Source organism: Lentzea sp. NPDC102401 (assembly GCF_044765805.1).
GTDB lineage: Bacteria > Actinomycetota > Actinomycetes > Mycobacteriales > Pseudonocardiaceae > Lentzea > Lentzea sokolovensis.
Genome location: NZ_JBIWKS010000016.1, coordinates 88,562 through 104,846 on the forward strand (window position 1 = coordinate 88,562; position 16,285 = coordinate 104,846).

16 protein-coding genes are annotated in these 16,285 nt (G+C 69.5%); 10 read left to right on the forward strand and 6 right to left on the reverse strand.

What is annotated here, in order from left to right; all coding sequences use genetic code 11:
- Positions 1-53 precede the first annotated feature (53 nt).
- Positions 54-1,439: a sensor histidine kinase gene (locus ACIRG5_RS40640; RefSeq protein WP_402915346.1), complete on the forward strand. Its 1,386-nt coding sequence runs from the start codon at positions 54-56 to the stop codon at positions 1,437-1,439.
- Here the strand turns inward: ACIRG5_RS40640 and ACIRG5_RS40645 are convergent.
- On the reverse strand, positions 1,436-2,350 hold the full coding sequence (locus ACIRG5_RS40645) for a TAXI family TRAP transporter solute-binding subunit (RefSeq protein WP_402915349.1): 915 nt from the start codon (positions 2,348-2,350) through the stop codon (positions 1,436-1,438). The genes ACIRG5_RS40640 and ACIRG5_RS40645 overlap by 4 nt on opposite strands.
- A 131-nt stretch (positions 2,351-2,481) precedes the next feature.
- Between ACIRG5_RS40645 and miaB the strand changes: the two genes are divergently transcribed.
- Positions 2,482-3,963 carry a tRNA (N6-isopentenyl adenosine(37)-C2)-methylthiotransferase MiaB gene (gene miaB, locus ACIRG5_RS40650; RefSeq protein WP_402915352.1) on the forward strand — a complete coding sequence of 494 codons (1,482 nt, stop codon included), beginning with the start codon at positions 2,482-2,484 and terminating at the stop codon, positions 3,961-3,963.
- The gene (locus tag ACIRG5_RS40655) at positions 3,960-4,439 is read left to right on the forward strand and encodes a hypothetical protein (RefSeq protein ID WP_402915354.1); all 480 of its coding nucleotides are present in this window, start codon (positions 3,960-3,962) and stop codon (positions 4,437-4,439) included. The genes miaB and ACIRG5_RS40655 overlap by 4 nt, the downstream gene beginning before the upstream one ends.
- Before the next feature lie 79 nt (positions 4,440-4,518).
- On the opposite strand, the gene ACIRG5_RS40660 is transcribed toward ACIRG5_RS40655, so the two are convergent.
- Positions 4,519-5,862 (reverse strand): DUF349 domain-containing protein, encoded by a 1,344-nt coding sequence (locus ACIRG5_RS40660; RefSeq protein ID WP_402915356.1) that lies wholly within the window; start codon positions 5,860-5,862, stop codon positions 4,519-4,521.
- 169 nt (positions 5,863-6,031) lie between these two features.
- Here ACIRG5_RS40660 and ACIRG5_RS40665 point away from each other — a divergent pair, with 169 nt between their 5' ends.
- The 3 genes from ACIRG5_RS40665 to dapF are packed head-to-tail and all read left to right on the forward strand — an operon-like array spanning position 6,032 to position 8,432.
- On the forward strand, positions 6,032-6,736 hold the full coding sequence (locus tag ACIRG5_RS40665; RefSeq protein WP_402915359.1) for a class III extradiol dioxygenase subunit B-like domain-containing protein: 705 nt from the start codon (positions 6,032-6,034) through the stop codon (positions 6,734-6,736).
- Positions 6,733-7,641 (forward strand): tRNA (adenosine(37)-N6)-dimethylallyltransferase MiaA, encoded by a 909-nt coding sequence (gene miaA / locus ACIRG5_RS40670; protein ID WP_402915361.1) that lies wholly within the window; start codon positions 6,733-6,735, stop codon positions 7,639-7,641. The genes ACIRG5_RS40665 and miaA overlap by 4 nt, the downstream gene beginning before the upstream one ends.
- Positions 7,629-8,432, forward strand: coding sequence for a diaminopimelate epimerase (gene dapF / locus ACIRG5_RS40675; protein ID WP_402915364.1), 804 nt, complete (start codon positions 7,629-7,631; stop codon positions 8,430-8,432). The genes miaA and dapF overlap by 13 nt, the downstream gene beginning before the upstream one ends.
- A 30-nt stretch (positions 8,433-8,462) precedes the next feature.
- Here the strand turns inward: dapF and ACIRG5_RS40680 are convergent, their stop codons facing one another.
- Positions 8,463-9,344 (reverse strand): SMP-30/gluconolactonase/LRE family protein, encoded by an 882-nt coding sequence (locus ACIRG5_RS40680; protein ID WP_402915367.1) that lies wholly within the window; start codon positions 9,342-9,344, stop codon positions 8,463-8,465.
- Positions 9,337-10,578, reverse strand: a complete 1,242-nt coding sequence (locus tag ACIRG5_RS40685) for an MFS transporter (RefSeq protein ID WP_402915370.1) — start codon at positions 10,576-10,578, stop codon at positions 9,337-9,339. Before ACIRG5_RS40685 ends, ACIRG5_RS40680 begins: the two co-directional genes overlap by 8 nt.
- A 54-nt stretch (positions 10,579-10,632) precedes the next feature.
- On the opposite strand from ACIRG5_RS40685, the gene ACIRG5_RS40690 reads away from it, so the two are divergent.
- The 3 genes from ACIRG5_RS40690 to ACIRG5_RS40700 are packed head-to-tail and all read left to right on the forward strand — an operon-like array spanning position 10,633 to position 13,569.
- Positions 10,633-11,133: an ArsR/SmtB family transcription factor gene (locus tag ACIRG5_RS40690; protein ID WP_402915372.1), complete on the forward strand. Its 501-nt coding sequence runs from the start codon at positions 10,633-10,635 to the stop codon at positions 11,131-11,133.
- Between the two features lie 25 nt (positions 11,134-11,158).
- Positions 11,159-12,619, forward strand: coding sequence for a GTPase HflX (hflX, locus tag ACIRG5_RS40695; RefSeq protein WP_402915375.1), 1,461 nt, complete (start codon positions 11,159-11,161; stop codon positions 12,617-12,619).
- Positions 12,616-13,569 carry a hypothetical protein gene (locus ACIRG5_RS40700; protein WP_402915378.1) on the forward strand — a complete coding sequence of 318 codons (954 nt, stop codon included), beginning with the start codon at positions 12,616-12,618 and terminating at the stop codon, positions 13,567-13,569. The genes hflX and ACIRG5_RS40700 overlap by 4 nt, the downstream gene beginning before the upstream one ends.
- 27 nt (positions 13,570-13,596) lie before the next feature.
- Here ACIRG5_RS40700 and ACIRG5_RS40705 read toward each other — a convergent pair whose 3' ends face one another.
- Positions 13,597-14,724 carry a cytochrome P450 gene (locus ACIRG5_RS40705; RefSeq protein ID WP_402915381.1) on the reverse strand — a complete coding sequence of 376 codons (1,128 nt, stop codon included), beginning with the start codon at positions 14,722-14,724 and terminating at the stop codon, positions 13,597-13,599.
- A 108-nt stretch (positions 14,725-14,832) separates the two neighbouring features.
- On the opposite strand from ACIRG5_RS40705, the gene ACIRG5_RS40710 reads away from it, so the two are divergent.
- Entirely contained in the window at positions 14,833-15,573 is a 741-nt protein-coding gene (locus tag ACIRG5_RS40710; protein ID WP_402915384.1) for a helix-turn-helix domain-containing protein, read from the forward strand.
- On the opposite strand, the gene lexA is transcribed toward ACIRG5_RS40710, so the two are convergent.
- On the reverse strand, positions 15,557-16,234 hold the full coding sequence (gene lexA, locus ACIRG5_RS40715) for a transcriptional repressor LexA (protein WP_402915616.1): 678 nt from the start codon (positions 16,232-16,234) through the stop codon (positions 15,557-15,559). The two genes, ACIRG5_RS40710 and lexA, sit on opposite strands and share 17 nt — an antisense overlap.
- Positions 16,235-16,285 lie beyond the last annotated feature (51 nt).

The window sequence follows — 16,285 nt, forward strand, 5'->3', positions numbered from 1 at the left end:
AATTGGGTGATCTTTTGTCGTCGGCGTGTCGCGGCCGGGCGGGGTGACGGCCGGTGAGGTCACGACTGCTGGGCGTGGTGCTCGCCCTGATCGTGCTGGTGCTGGTGGGCCTCGGCGTGCCGCTGGGCCGCAACGTGGCGGCCGCGGAGCAGCAGGAGATGTTCCTCGACCGGCTCACCGACACCAGCCGGTTCGCCTCGCTGGCGCAGCGGCCGCTCATCGACGACCGGCCGCACCTGCTGCGACCTGAGCTGGAGCGCTACGACGAGCTGTACGACATCGGCGTGGCCGTGGTGGCCCGCGACGCGCCGACGGTGCCGCTGGTGGCGTCGCGCAACGACCTCGCGCTCGGTGACCCCGCCGTGCAGGACCTGGTCAGCAAGGCGCTGGCCGGGCGCCTGCCGGTCGCGCCGGCGTTGTTCACGCCGTGGAGCGACGCGAAGGTCGTGCTCGCCGAACCGGTCCTGGTCGACGGCGAGGTGCGCGGCGCGGTCATCACGTTCTCGCCGACGGCCAAGACCCGCTTCGAGGTGCTCGCGTGGTGGGCGCTGCTGCTCGCGGGAAGCCTGCTGGTGCTGGCGCTCGCGGTGCTGCTGGCGCTTCCGGTGGTGCGCTGGACGTTGCGCCCGGTGCAGGCGCTGGACGAGGCGACCGGGAAGCTCCTCGCCGCGGTGGTGTCGGGCCGGCCGGTGCCGCCGGTGGGCGCGGAGAGCGGGCCGCCGGAGCTGCGGCACCTGTCGCGTTCGTTCGACCAGATGGCCGCGAACGTGAGCGATGTGCTTGCCGCGCAACGGGCCTTCGTCGCGGACGCGTCACACCAGCTGCGCAATCCGTTGACCGCGCTGAAACTCCGGCTGTCCAACCTGGAGGGTCACGTCGACGGTGAGGGGGAGGTGCACCAGGTCGAGGCGCTGAGCGAGACCGACCGGCTCAACCGCATCCTCGACGAGCTGCTCGCCATGGCGCGCGCCGAGTCCAGTTCCGTGGACCCGGTGCCGGTCGACGTCGACAAGTCCGTGGCGGCGCGGCTGTCCGCGTGGTCGGCGGCCGCGGCGGCGAAGGAGGTCCATCTCGTGCTCGACGGGGAACGGGTCGGCATGGCCCTCGTCCCGCCGCGCGGGGTCGAGACGATCCTGGACGCGCTGCTCGACAACGCGCTGAAGTTCACCGCCGAGGGCACGCTGATCGTCGTCGACGCCCGCAAGTCCGACGGCGTCATCAAGCTCTCCGTCGCCGACCACGGGCCCGGCCTGCAGCCCGACGAGCTGGAGCGGGCCACCGACCGGTTCTGGCGCAGCCCCGCTCACCAGAACGTGCCGGGCTCCGGGCTGGGGCTCTCGATCGTGCGGCTGCTGGTCGAACGCGTCGACGGCACCGTGTCCCTGGAGTCGCCGCAGGACGGTGGTCTGAAGGTCGTGATCACGCTCCCGGCCGTCTAGACCTTGGCCTCGCGGTAGTAGCGCATCGCGCCGGGATGCAGCGGTACCGGTGACGTCTCGATCGCCGAGCGTTGTTCTATCGTGCGCGCCGCCGAGTGAGCCTTCACGAGGTCGGGCTGGCCCTCGAACAGCTGCCGCACGAGCGCCTCGGCGACGTCGTCGGGCATCTGCTCGCGGACGAGCAGGAAGTTGCGCACGACGAGCGTGATGACCGGGCCGGACCGCAGGTTGTAGATGGAGGCGGGCAGGGTCGCCGACCCGTACACCGGGTACTGCTGGCGGAACTTCGGCAGCTCGTCCTTCAGGTCGAGCATCCGCACGCCGAGGCCCTTGGTGAGTTCGCTGATCTTGCTCGTGGGCAGTCCGCCCGACCAGAAGAACGCGTCGAGCCTGCCCTGCTGCATCGCCTGAGCCGAGTCCTCGAGGCCCAGGTTCACCGTCTGGGGCACGACGTTCTCCGACTGCAGCAGCCGGCTCGCGATGATCTCGACGCCCGATCCGGTCGCGCCGATCGACACGCGCAGCCCGGACAGCTCGCGCAGCTTCGTCACCGGCAGGTCGGTGCGGACGATGACCTGCAGGTAGTCGTCGTGCATGCGGGCCAGGGCGCGCAACCCCGAGGACCCCTCGACGCCGTCGAGCGCGTCCGCCTGCGAGAAGCCGACCTGGGCCTGGTCGCTGACGAGCCGCCGGACGTTGTCCCTGGACCCGTCCGTGCGGACGACCTGGGGCCGCACGATGCCGAGCCGGCCGCTCCAGATGTCCGCCAGGCCGTTGCCGAGCGAGTAGTAGACGCCGGACTCGCTCCCGGTCGCCATCGTTATCTTGATGTCCGACACCGTGCTGCTACAGCCCGTCAGGACCGTCGCGGCGGTCAGCAGGCTCAAGGCGGCGTGTACTCGTCCCAGCACCAGCGCATCGTGCCACGGAGGCGGTCCGCGCTTGCACCCGACGAAGGTCCTGCCTGGTCAACGCGTGAATGGGCCCGGCTTCGTGCGGTCCGCGAAAGTTGGGCCACTGACCAGGGGTTATCGTGTTGGGCGTGAGCACCGTGCAGGATCCGAAGACCTTCCAGATACGCACGTTCGGTTGTCAGATGAACGTGCACGACTCCGAGCGGCTCGCCGGTCTGCTGGAGGACGCGGGCTACGCGCGGGCCACCGAGTCCGAGCAGGCCGACGTCGTCGTCTTCAACACCTGCGCGGTCCGCGAGAACGCCGACAACAAGCTGTACGGCACGCTCGGCCACCTCGCCCCGCAGAAGACGGCGAACCCGGACATGCAGATCGCGGTCGGCGGCTGCCTCGCGCAGAAGGACCGCAGCGAGATCGTCCGGCGCGCCCCGTGGGTGGACGTCGTGTTCGGCACGCACAACATCGGTTCGCTGCCGGTGCTGCTCGAACGCGCCCGCCACAACGCCGAGGCGCAGGTCGAGATCCTCGACTCGCTGGAGACGTTCCCGTCGTCGCTGCCGGCCGCGCGCGACTCCGCCTACTCGGGCTGGGTGTCGATCTCGGTGGGCTGCAACAACACCTGCACGTTCTGCATCGTGCCGTCGTTGCGCGGCAAGGAGAAGGACCGCCGTCCCGGTGACGTGCTGGCCGAGGTGCAGACGCTCGTGGACGAGGGCGTGCTGGAGGTGACGCTGCTGGGGCAGAACGTCAACTCCTACGGCGTCGAGTTCGGCGACCGGCTCGCGTTCGGCAAGCTGCTGCGCGCCTGCGGTGAGATCGACGGGCTGGAGCGCGTGCGCTTCACCTCGCCGCACCCCAAGGACTTCACCGACGACGTCATCGCCGCCATGGCCGAGACGCCGAACGTGTGCCACAGCCTGCACATGCCGCTGCAGTCCGGTTCGGACCGCCTGCTCAAGGCGATGCGCCGCTCGTACCGCACCGAGAAGTACCTGGGGATCATCGACAAGGTCCGCGCCGCCATGCCGGACGCCGCGATCACCACCGACATCATCGTCGGCTTCCCCGGCGAGACCGAGGAGGACTTCCAGGGCACGCTCGACGTGGTGCGCCAGGCCCGTTTCTCCTCGGCGTTCACGTTCCAGTACTCGAAACGTCCCGGCACCCCGGCGGCCGACCTGCCGGACCAGTTGCCCAAGGCCGTCGTGCAGGAGCGCTTCGACCGGCTCGTGGCGCTGCAGAACGAGATGACGCACTCGTTGAACGTCGAGCAGGTCGGCCGCACGGTCGAGGTCCTCGTCGCCACGGGTGAGGGCAAGCGCGACGCCGAGACCCACCGCATGAGCGGCCGTGCGCGCGACGGACGCCTCGTGCACTTCGCACCCGGCGCGATCGTTCCGCGTCCTGGTGACGTCGTGGAGACCGTCGTGACGTACGCGGCCCCGCACTACCTCGTCGCGGACGGCGAACCGCTGTCGTGGCGCCGCACCAAGGCCGGTGACCGTTCCGAGGCCGGCATCAAGCCCAAGACCGCGGGCATCGGCCTGGGTCTGCCGTCGTTCGGAGCGCCCGAGCCGTTGCCCGTGGTGTCAGGGTGCGCGGCCCAGTGAGCGATCCAAAAGATGCGGACGACTTCTTGCGCAAAGAGATCGACGCGGTGGAGCACGAGGCGGCCAGGCGCATCGACCCCGGGACCGGCGCGCTGACGATCTCGATCGCGGTGCTCGCGATCCTGGTGTCGCTGGTCCTGCCGTGGATCGGCGAGCACACCGGCCTGCAGGTCGTGCTGGGTGAGTCGTCGCTGTTCCTCCCGACGCTGTTCTCCTACCTCGCGCTGGGCATCGGCGTGCTCGGCTCCGGCATCACGCTCGCGGTGCGGCGCTGGGGTCTCACGTGGGTGTGCTCGCTGGGGTTGTTCGCGGGGTCGATCATCGGCGTGCTGTCGATCTGGACGCAGCAGACGACGACGAGCAACAAGACGATCGGTCCCGGCCCCGGCATCGGGTTGATCATCGCGGTGATCGCGGTGATCCTCCTGCTGGTGAAGTGGGTGCAGATCGCGGCCTCGCGCCCGCCCCAGCTGTGACGAACGGGGCGCAGTGCCCCCTGGAAACGCCTGAGGGCCCCTCTCCGCACGGGAGAGGGGCCCTCAGGCGTTTGTCTGGCTAGCGGGTCGCCAGGGCCTGCTCAGCGGCGGCGAGCCACTCGCGCCACTGGGCGGCCTGCGCCTCGGCCTGCTCGGTGCGGCGCTTGTCGCCCGCGGCACGGGCCTTCGCGGCCTGCGCCTCGAACTGCTCCACGCGCTCGCGGAACTGGGCCACGCGGGCCTCGGCCTCGGGGTCGGACCGGCGCCACTGGGCGTCGACCGCGCCGCGGACCTTCTCCTCGATGCTGCGGAGCTTGCCCTCGAGCTCGCGGATGCGCTCGCGCGGCACCTTGCCGATCGCGTCCCAGCGCTCCTGGATCTTGTAGAGGGCGTTGCGCGCCGACTCGAGGTCGCCCGTGGGGTCGATGCCCTCCGCCTCGGCGAGCAGCTCCTCCTTCAGCTTCGCGTTGGCCGTGAACTCGGCGTCCCGCTCGCTGAACGCTTCGGAGCGCTTCTGGAAGAACGCGTCCTGCGCGGCCCGGAACCGCTGCCACAACGCGTCGTCGGCCTCCTTGGGCGCACGCCCGGCGGCCTTCCACTCGACCATGAGCTCCTTGTAGCGACCGGCCGTGGTGCCCCAGTCGTCGGAGTCGACGAGCTTCTCGGCCTCCTCGACCAGGGACTGCTTGGAGGTCTTCGCCACCGAACGCTGGCGGTCGAGGTCCGCGAAGTGCGAGCCGCGACGGCGGTTGAACGCGTCGCGCGCCTTCGAGAACCGGCGCCACAGCTGCTCGTCGGTCTTGCGGTCGACGCCGCGGATGGTCTTCCACTCGTCGAGGATCTGGCGCAGCCGGTCGCCCGCGACCTTCCACTGCGTCGACTCGGTCGCGATCGACTCGGCCTCGTCGACCAGCGCCTGCTTGCGCGCCACGGACTGGGCTCGGGCGGCCTCCTTGGCCTCCTTCGCCTTCTCCATGCCGGCCTCTGCCTGGACCAGCACGTGCTCGACGCGGGCGGCCAGCGCCTTGAGGTCGCCGACGACGGCGGCCTCGGCGAGCTGCTCCTTGACGTGCTTCGCGCTGGTCATGGCGTGCTTGGGGTCGCCGGCGCCGGACTTGAGCCGCGACACGAGCAGCTCGACCTCGGTGCGCAGGTCGTCGAAGCGCCGCGCGAAGTGCGCGAGGCCCTCGACCGGCTCACCGGCCTGCCACGACCCGACAGCACGTTCGCCGTCCTCGGTCTTCACGTACACGGTGCCGTCGGCGTCCACGCGCCCCCAGCGGTCAGGGTGGTCCGACGCCACGGGGACGGCCGGAGGCGTCGCCTGCGGTGCGGTCTCCTTCGGCGTTTCCTCGACCCCACCCTCGGCTGCGTCCGCGACTGGGGCGGCCACGGCCTCCGGTGTGCTGTCCTGCTCCGACATCGCCGGTTCCTCCCATCTGACGCCCGTGCCTGCCACGGGCGCCCCGCCGTTGGCGGGGCCGATGCAATACGGGCGCTGGAGGTCTCCCGTCCCCAGTTCCCCGCGCGCATTCAAACAGGTCAGAGCTCGACTCGGTACTGGGAGTCCACGATAGGTAGCCTCGTCGGTCGTGATCACCCGTGCCGCGGTGGTGCCGCACCCACCTCTTCTGGTCCCAGAACTGGTCGTGGGAGCCGCCGCAGAAACCGAGCCCGTGCGGGCCGCAACCCTTGCCGCAGCAGGAAAACTGCCCGGTCCGTGGGTCGCGGTCGCCGTGGACGACAGCGGCCCCTCGACGTACTCGCCGCCGTTGTCGGGAACTTTTCTCGGTTATGGGGTCGATGTGCCTGTGTCACTCGGCGGTGACCTGCCGCCGGATGCGCGGATCCCGTTGCCCGTACTGGTCACCGCGTGGCTTCGGGAACACTGCGGAGTCGAGGTGTCACGCGTCGAACTCGTACCGCCTGACCTGCCCGCTTCCGACTGTGTCTCGTTTGGACAACAACTCGCTTCGGAGGTGGATTCCGGGTCGGGATCCGAGGACGTCGGACTCCTGTTCCTCGGCGACGGCTCCACCCGGCACGGCCCGCGCTCGCCGGGATCCGACGACGAGCGTTCGGGACCTTTTGATTCTTTGGTCCACACTCTGCTGGCCAACGCCGACGTGGACGGCCTGCTCGGTCTCGACGCCGGCCTCGCCCGTGAACTGGGCGCGCAGGGCCGTGCGGCGTGGCAGGTCCTCGCGGGCGTGCCAGGACCGTGGCGCAGCCTGGGCGCCGAGTTCTTCGCACCGTTCGGCGTGGGCTACCACGTCGCAGTCTGGGAGCGCCCGTGATCACCCCCATCGCAGTCGTCGGGCCCACCGCGACCGGCAAGTCCGACCTGGCCGTCGCGCTCGCGGAGCGGTTCGGGGGAGAGGTCGTCAACGCCGACGCCATGCAGCTCTACCGCGGCATGGACATCGGCACGGCGAAGATGCCTCTCGCTGAACGCCGTGGCGTGCCGCACCACCTGTTCGACGTCCTGTCCGTCACCGAGACCGCGTCGGTGGCCGCCTACCAGCGCGAAACACGGGCCGTCATCGAGGAGTTGCTCGCCGCCGGGCGCCCGCCGGTCCTCGTCGGCGGTTCGGGGCTCTACGTGCAGGCCGTGCTGGACGACCTGAAGTTCCCCGGCACCGACGACGCGGTGCGCCTGCGTTTCGAGGCGGAGCTGGCCTCGGCGGGCCCGGAGGCGTTGCACCGGCGTCTGCGGGAGCTCGACCCGGCCGCCGCGATCGCGATCCTGCCGTCCAACGGCCGCCGCATCGTGCGCGCGCTGGAGGTCATCGAGCTGACGGGGCAACCGTTCTCGGCGAACCTCCCCAAGCCCGGCCCCGCCCGCTACGGCACCGTCCAGATCGGCGTCGACCGCGAGGTGTCCGAACTGGACGGCCGCGTCGACCAGCGCGTGGACGCGATGTTCGCTTCGGGCCTGGAAGACGAGGTGCGCGCCCTCGTCCGGCTCGGCCTGCGCGACGGCAAGACCGCGTCGCGCGCCCTGGGCTACCAGCAGGTGCTGTCCGCAATGGACGGAGCCTGCACGATCGACTTCGCCGCGGAGGAGACCAAGCGCGCCACCCGCCGGTTCGTGCGCCGGCAGCGGTCGTGGTTCCGGCGTGACCAGCGCATCACCTGGCTCGACGGTGCTCGGCCTGATCTTTTGGAGGCCGCCGGTAACCTTGTCCCGTGGAGTTTGTGAAGGGGCACGGCACGGAGAACGACTTCGTCGTCCTGCCCGACCTCGATGACGCGTTGGATCTGACCGTCGCCCGCGTGCAGGCGCTGTGCGACCGGCAGCGGGGCCTGGGCGCGGACGGCGTGCTGCGCGTCGTGCGCACGGGCGGCTCCGAGGGCAAGTGGTTCATGGACTACCGCAACGCCGACGGCTCCATCGCCGAGATGTGCGGCAACGGCCTGCGCGTCTTCGCCCGCTACCTGGTCGACGCGGGCCACCAGCCGCAGGGCACGTTCGTGGTCGGTACGCGCGCGGGGGACCGCACGGTCACCACGCACCCGGACGGCTCCGTCACGAACGACATGGGTCCCGCGCGGCTCACCGGCACGTCCATCGCCGCGGTCGACGGCTCCGGCATCGGCGGCTTCGCGATCGACGTCGGCAACCCGCACCTCGCCTGCGTCACCGAGGTCCCGGTCGAGGACTTCGACCTCACCGTGCCGCCCGGCTTCGACCCGGTGATGTTCCCGCACGGCGTCAACGTCGAACTCATCAACGTCATCGGCGCCGACGCGCTGCGCATGCGCGTCTACGAGCGCGGCGTCGGCGAGACCCGCTCCTGCGGTACCGGCACCGTCGCGTCCGTCGCCTCCTGGCTCGCCGGCCAGGGCAGGACCACGGGCTCGGCGACCGTCGACGTCCTCGGCGGCCAGGTGTCCGTCACCATCGAGCCGACGACGTCGACCCTCACCGGACCTGCCGTGCTCGTCGCCCGCGGCGAGCTCGACAAGTCCTGGTGGGACGCCCTTGCCTGATCCGATACCGCTCAACTGATATCCGATATATCAGTTGAGCGGGTGAATCTCGATCTTCCCGAGCCGGTCGGGCTTGACGACGCTCGGGTTCGAGTCGGGCGCGGTCAGGCAGACGAGGTTGTCGCCGACGACCGCGACCGCGAAGCACGTCTGCGTCGTCTCCACCTTGTTGGTGATCTTGCCGCCCTCGGTCACCCGGAACACCGCGGGCTGCAATGCGGGAGCCACCCAGACGCCGTCCCCGTCGCCCGCGATCCCGTCCGGCGCGATCCCGAACTCCTTCACATCGGCCCACACCCTGCGGTTTTGCAACGATCCGTTGCGGTCGACCGAAAACGAAGTGAGCTGGAATGCAACGGTCTCGGCGACGACCAATATGTTGCCGCTCTCGGACTCGCCCGTCGGATCGGGCAGCAGGGCCATGCCGTTCGGGAACTTGAGGTCCTCGGCGGCGACGCTGACGGACCCGTCGGGCTGGACGAGCGCGAGCGCGGCGCCCGGCGGTTCGAAGTCGGGTTCGAGCAGTCGTGCGATGCCGACGTCGTCGATCAGGCCGTGCAGGTCGAACCCGAAGTTGCCGACGTACGCGCGGCCCTCGGAGTCGACGAGCATGTCGTTGGCGTGGAAGGTCGCGATGTCCGATATATCAGCGTGCAGGACCAGGTCGTCGCCTTCCAGGCGACGGACGGTGCGGTCGAGCATCGACACGACGAGCAGGCGCCCGTCGGGCAGCCAGCCGAGGCCCGAGGGCTGGCCGTCGAAGGTGACGACGACCTCGTCGTCACCCGTCGCGAGGTCGAGGGCGTGCACTTCGCCCGCGTAGAAATCTGAGTAGTAGAGGCGGCCGTCAGGACCGCGTCGCGGTCCTTCGCCGAAGTGGAGACCGTCCCGCAGCACCGAGGTATCAGCCATGGGCCTCGACGCTAGACGTGGCCGGCAGGTCCCGCATAGAGCGCAGCGGCGAGAACAGCACCCAGCCCATTCCGGCCACCGAGCCGATCAGCGAGACCCACAGCGTCGGCACGATCCCGATCCACGAACCGAATCCGCCGCCCAGCAGCGCGCCCAGCGGCGTCGCGCCCCACACCACCCAGCGGATCGAGGCGTTCATCCGGCCCAGCAGGTGGTCGGGGCAGATGGCCTGCCGGTAGCTCACCTGGCCGACGTTGTAGACGACGACACCGAACGCGCTGACCGCGAGCCCGGCCATCGCGAACACGATGCCCCAGCCCGGCTTGGTGAACGGCATCAGCAACACGAACGGCCAGGTCAGCAGGGGCACGAACCAGATCAGCCGAGCCTGTCCGATCAGCACGCCGAGCCGGTGCGCGACCATCGCGCCGAGCACGCCGCCGACACCGCTCGCGCTGAAGATCAGACCCGCCGTGCCTTCGCTCAGCCCGGCCACCCGCAGCAGGAACAGCACGCTGACGGCGTTCTGGATGCCGTGGAAGAAGTTCGACGTGCCGGTGCAGGCCACGATCTTGCGCAGGGTGGCGTTGCCGAAGACGAACCGCAGCCCCTCCATGATCTCGCGGCGCAGGTGCGGGTCGGGGTGGCGCTCCGGCACGGTCTCCACGATCTTGATGCGGGACAGGAAGAACGCCGAGCTCAGGTAGCCGAGACCGGTCGCGAGCACTCCGTTGGCCGCGCCGAGGAACTGCGCCACGTAGCCGCCGATCGCCGGCCCCGACACCTCGGCCACGGACATGCTGGCCTGCAGTTTCGAGTTGCCTTCGACGAGCTGGTCGCGTCCCACCAGTGACGGCAGGTACGACTGGTAGGCGACGTCGAAGAAGACCGTGCAGACGCCGACCGCGAGGCTCACGATGATCAGTTGCGGCAGGTCGAGCGCGTCCATCCACCATGCGAGGGGCACGCTCAGCATCAACGCGGCACGGACGACGTCCATCGCGATCATCAGCGGTTTGCGGCGCATCCGGTCCACCCAGACGCCCGCGGGCAGTCCGATCAGCAGGAACGCCATCGTGCCCGCCGCGGCCAGCAGTCCCATCTCGAACGGTGTCGCGTGCAGCGCGCCCGCCGCGAGCAGCGGGATCACCGTCAGCCCGATCGTCGAGCCGAACTGGCTGATGGTGTCGCCGATCCACAGCCGGCGGAAGTCGTGATGCCCCCAAAGCGCCATGCCGGGAAGTCTGCGCTGAGTGATTGGAAAGTGTCAATCACTTAGACTGTGCTCGTGCCACTCTCCCGGAAGCGACGTCCCGCGACGAGCGACGAAGCCGCGGCGCTGAGCTCTGACCTGCGGCTGCGGATGATCCGCATGACGTTCGACCGCCCGCTCACCAACAAGGAGCTGGCCCAGCGGCTGAACAGGGACCCGGCCACGACGCTGCACCACGTGCGCAAGCTCGTCGCCGCCGGATTCCTCGAGGCGATGCCACCTCGCGCGGGCAAGCGGGGAGCGAAAGAGATCCCCTATCGGTCGACAGGACTGTCCTGGGAGCTCGACAACAGCGAAAATGCGGTCGCCGTCGGCGAAGCGATGCTGCACGCTTTCCTCGGCGAGGTTGCCGACATCGGGCTCAGTGACGTGGATCAGAGCCGTCTGGTCGTCACCGTCGACCCCGAGGAACTAAAGCAGCGGCTCGCGTCGTTGATGGATGAGCTGGCCGCGCAACCGGTCAAGCCGGATGTTCCCCGTGTGGCGATCTACCTCGCGGTGTATCCGGGGGACTAACTGTCCGTGGGACGATGAAGGGCAAATGACGGAAAACATCCAGAGCACAGAGTTCGACCCGGAGTTCGACGCCACGTGGGAGGAGGACGACTTCTCCACGGGTGATTACGAACGTGTCGAACGCGCCGCGCTGCGCCGTGTCGCGGGACTGTCCACCGAGCTCGAGGACATCACCGAGGTCGAGTACCGGCAGCTCCGCCTGGAGCGGGTCGTGCTCGTCGGGGTGTGGACCGAGGGCACGGCGGCCGACTCCGACGCGTCGATGGCCGAACTCGCCCGCCTCGCCGAGACCGCCGGCTCCGAGGTGCTCGAAGGCCTCGTGCAGCGGCGTGACAAGCCCGACGCGGCGACTTACATCGGCTCCGGCAAGGTCTCCGAACTGCGCGACGTCGTGCAGTCGACGGGTGCCGACACCGTGATCTGCGACGGTGAGCTCTCGCCAGGCCAGCTGCGTCAGCTGGAGGAGAAGCTCAAGGTCAAGGTCGTCGACCGCACCGCGCTCATCCTGGACATCTTCGCGCAGCACGCGCAGTCCAAGGAGGGCAAGGCGCAGGTCGAGCTGGCCCAGCTGCAGTACCTGATGCCGCGCCTGCGCGGCTGGGGTGAGTCGTTGTCGCGGCAGGCCGGTGGTCGTGCCGGTGGCGGCAACGGCGGTGTGGGTCTGCGCGGTCCCGGTGAGACCAAGATCGAGACCGACCGCCGCCGGATCCGCGCCCGCATCTCCAAGCTGCGCCGCGAGATCGCCGCGATCGGCGTCGTCCGCGAGACCAAGCGGGGCCGCCGCACGGCGAACGAGATCCCGAGCGTCGCCATCGCGGGCTACACGAACGCGGGCAAGTCGTCGCTGCTCAACGCGCTGACGGGCGCCGGTGTCCTGGTGGAGGACGCGCTGTTCGCCACCCTCGACCCGACGACGCGCCGCGCGCTGACGCCGGAAGGCCTGCCGTACACGCTGACGGACACCGTCGGCTTCGTCCGGCACCTGCCCCACCAGCTGGTCGAGGCGTTCCGCTCGACGCTCGAGGAGGTCGGCCAGTCCGATCTGCTCGTGCACGTGGTCGACGGCTCCGACGGCATGCCGGAGAAGCAGGTCAAGGCCGTGCGCGAGGTCCTGTCCGAGATCAACGACAAGACCGACACGCCGATGCCGCGCGAGCTGCTCGTCGTGAACAAGATCGACGCGGTCGGCGACCTGGGCATGGCCCGGTTGCGGCACCTGTTCCCGGACGCGTCGTTCGTGTCGGCGCACTCGGGCCTCGGCATCGAGGAACTGCGGGTCCGCATCGCCGAACTGATGCCGCGACCCGAGGTCGTGGTCGAGGCCCTCGTGCCGTACGCGCGCGGCGAGGTCGTCGCCCGCGTGCACCGCGACGGCGAGATCCTGTCCGAGAAGCACACGGAGTCGGGCACCCTGCTCAGCGCCCGCGTGCGTCCGGACCTCGCCAGCGCGCTCGAGGAGTTCGCGACGAACGGGACGCCTGCTTGATCCCGCCTCCACCCGTGGACGTGTGCCCGGTAGCCATGCAGGAGCTCTCCGGGCTCACGTCCGACGGCAAGCAGTTCTTCGCCGTCAGCGACAGCGACAACGGCACGTTGCGCATCCAGGTGATGGGCCGCGACTGCGTCGTGACGCGCACGATCACCGCGCCCGTCGACCCGTATGACGTCGAAGACCTGGCGATGACGCCGGACGGCACCCTCTGGGCGTCCGACACCGGCGACAACAACAAGTCCCGCTCCACGGTCGCCTTGCACAAGGTCTCGCCTTCGGGCGCCGTGGAGCGGTTCCGCGTCACGTACCCGGACGGCAAACACGACGCCGAAGCGTTGCTCATCGACAAGTCCGGCACCCCGTACATCGTCACCAAGGAACCCCTTGGTTCCGCGCTGGTATATCGCCCGACGGCCCCACTCCAAACTGATATATCGGTGCCGTTGGAGCAGGTCGCACGCGTGTCGCTGTCGACGACGGACACCCCGGGCGGCCCCCTGGAGGGCACCCTCGACTCGCGCCTCGTGACCGGAGCCGCCTCCACACCCGACGGCTCCGTCATCGCCCTGCGCACCTACACCGACGCCTACCTGTATCCCGTCCCAGACGGCGACGTCGTGAAGGCGCTGTCCGGCGACCCGGTCCGAGTCCCACTGCCGAACGAACCCCAGGGCGAGGCCATCGCCTTCGACCCGGACGGCACCCTGCTCTCGGCCTCCGAAGGCACCGGCACCCCGATCCGCGCAGTAGCGGGCGCTGCGGCACTGGCCCAGCCACCCCCGCCGACGACCACGACACCCGCGCCGGCCGCGGACCAGCCGCAGTCGTCCCCCTCGGACGCGCCGGGCGGCTCTTGGCAGAACTGGCCTCTGGCACTGACGCTGGGCGGCATCGTGCTCGTCGCCGCCCTGGTCATCGGCCTCCGCTTCCGCCGTAGAGCCTGATTTCCGGGCGTGATCTTCGGGCCTGAATCAGTCCCAGGCGACGGGCATCCGCTCCAGCCCGCCGATCACCAGACTCGCCCGATGTGTCAACTCCTCCTCCGGCACGGCCAGACGCAGCTTCGGGAACCGCGTGAAGAGCCCGGGAAAGGCAATCTTCAACTCGATCCGCGCGAGGTGCTGGCCGATGCACTGGTGGATGCCGTGCCCGAACGCGAGATGCCCCGCCGTCCCCCGAGCCAGGTCAAGGACGTCCGGATCGGCATAACGGGCCGGATCGTGGTTCGCCGACCCCAACTCCACGAACACCGTGTCACCCGCGCGCACGACGACGCCGTCGATCTCGACGTCCTCCAACGCGGTGCGCGCCGTAGCGGGCGTCAAACTGATATATCGGAGCAGTTCCTCGACGGCGGCGCCAGGATCGGTGAGCATCGCCTCCACCCGAGCCGGCTCCCGCAGCAACTCCAGCGCGCCGAGCGACAGCATGTTCGTCGTGGTGTCGAGCCCGCCCCCGAGCAACGCCATGCCCATTGCGGCCATCTCGTCGTCGGTCAGCGGCGACTCGCCCGACTCAGCCGACTCCGAGTGGACGAGGTCGCTCAGCACGCCGTCCGTCGGCTCCGCACGCTTCGCCGCGACCATCTCCAGCATGAACCGCTGCAGCCGCTCGAACGCCTCGAACATCGCCACGGCTTCACCGGCTTCAGCGCCACTGGCCCCGGTCAGCACCATCGCGTCCTGCTGGAACTCCCCACGCCGCTCGTACGGAACACCCAGCAACTCGCAGATCATCAGACCCGGCACCGGCACCGCGAAGTGCTCGACCAGATCCGCCGGCGACCCCTGCGCCGCCAGCACGTCCAGATGCTCGGCCGTGATCACCTCCAGCCGCTCGGCGAGCAACCGCATCCGCCGCACGGTGAACTGACCGGTCAGCCGGCTGCGGTAGCGGGTGTGCTCCGGCGGATCGTGATCGGTGAACGCTCCAGGCGGCGACGGCGGCGCGTCACCGGGACTCCCCGGACCGAACGGGTTGTGCATCAGATCCGGCCGGATGCTGAACCGCCCGTCCGCGAGCACCGCGCGCACCGTCGCGTGATCGTGCGCGCGCCAGCCGACGTGCCCGTCCGGGTACGTCATCGGACTCAGTGGCATCGCTCCCCCTTGCAACGAGGTCTTTCCCCTCCCTGCAAGCTAAAAACGTTTGCGGACGAAGTCAAAAGACTCATTGCAATGGCTTGAAGTGCAAGGCACCATGGGTTTGTGCCTGGTAAACGCCTAGACGAAGAAGAACGGCAGCTCATCGCCCAGTTCCTCTGGGACGGGCTGGGGTACTCCGAGATCGGGAGGCGGTTGCAAAGGCCTGCCTCGACGATCCAGCGCGAGGTGACCCGCAACGGCGGCCACAACAACTACAGGCCGGGTGCCGCGCACCGGGCGGCGAGCGATCGGGCGATGCGCCGGATGCCCGCTGTCGACGATCTCGACGTCGACGAGGAGGCGTACTCGTTCGACCGCAGTCCGGCGCAGGTGCAGGAGTTCCACCTGAGGCTGGTCGGCGTGTTCCGGCAGACCGGGCTGACGCGCACGGCGGCGCGGATCCTCGCGGAGATCTTCATGACCGACAAGGGCAGCCTGTCCGCGACGGAACTGGTGCTGCGGCTGTCGGTCAGCCCGGCGACCATCTCGCGGTCGACGAGCTACCTGCAGGAGATCGACCTGCTGCACAGCGAGCGTGACGGCAAGCGCGTGCGCTACTTCCTGGGCGACGACCTCTGGTACCGGGCGTGGCTGTCGAGCGCCCAGCGCAACTCGGTCTGGGCGCACACAGGACTGGAGGGTGCCGAGATCTTCGGTCTCGGCACCCCGGTGGGAGCCCGCCTCAAGGACATGGGCCAGTTCTTCGCGTTCGTCGTGGTGGACATGGAGTCCACCCGGCAGAAGTGGCTCGACTTCTTCGAGAAGAAGAAGCGCGCCCGCGGAGAAACTACGGAAGACGCCTGAGCACGGTCACGACCTTGCCCAGGATGGTGGCCTCGTCGCCGTTGATCGGCTGGTAGGCCGTGTTGTGCGGCATCAGCCACACGTGGCCGTCCTTGCGCTTGAACGTCTTCACGGTCGCCTCGCCGTCGATCATGGCTGCGACGATCTCACCCTGGTCGGCCGTGGGCTGCTTGCGGATCACGACCCAGTCACCGTCGGTGATCGCGGCGTCGATCATCGAGTCACCGACGACGCGCAGCAGGAACAGCTCACCCTCGCCGACGATCTCGCGCGGCAGTGGGAACACGTCCTCGATCGACTCCTCTGCCAGGATCGGACCACCGGCCGCGATCCGGCCGAGCATCGGCACGTAGGCGGGCGTGGGCTTGGACATCGGGTCGATACCGGCGTCGATCTCGTTGGGCAGCATCCCGACCGCGCGCGGGCGGTTCGGGTCGCGGCGCAGGAAACCTTTTCGCTCCAGCGCGCGCAGTTGGTAGGCGACCGACGAGGTCGACGTGAGACCCACGGCCTCACCGATCTCGCGCACGCTCGGCGGATAGCCGAAACGGTCGACCCAATCGCGGATCACGTCGAGCACCTTGCGCTGACGCAGAGTCAGGCCGGCGTTTCCCGCGATCTCGTTCACCTGTGTCTCCACAAGAGCGGGATCCGGGTCGATCGTCTTGCCTGCCACGGTCGCTGTCCTCCTCGCCGCCCCCAGTTCGAATGG

What these genes read in the sequence shown, in the direction of transcription:
- ACIRG5_RS40660 (WP_402915356.1), bottom strand. Translation starts at nt 5,862, where the DNA reads ATGTCGGAGCAGGACAGCACACCGGAGGCCGTGGCCGCCCCAGTCGCG.
- ACIRG5_RS40680 (WP_402915367.1), bottom strand. Translation starts at nt 9,344, where the DNA reads ATGGCTGATACCTCGGTGCTGCGGGACGGTCTCCACTTCGGCGAAGGA.
- ACIRG5_RS40685 (WP_402915370.1), bottom strand. Translation starts at nt 10,578, where the DNA reads ATGGCGCTTTGGGGGCATCACGACTTCCGCCGGCTGTGGATCGGCGAC.
- hflX (WP_402915375.1), top strand. Translation starts at nt 11,159, where the DNA reads ATGACGGAAAACATCCAGAGCACAGAGTTCGACCCGGAGTTCGACGCC.
- ACIRG5_RS40705 (WP_402915381.1), bottom strand. Translation starts at nt 14,724, where the DNA reads ATGCCACTGAGTCCGATGACGTACCCGGACGGGCACGTCGGCTGGCGC.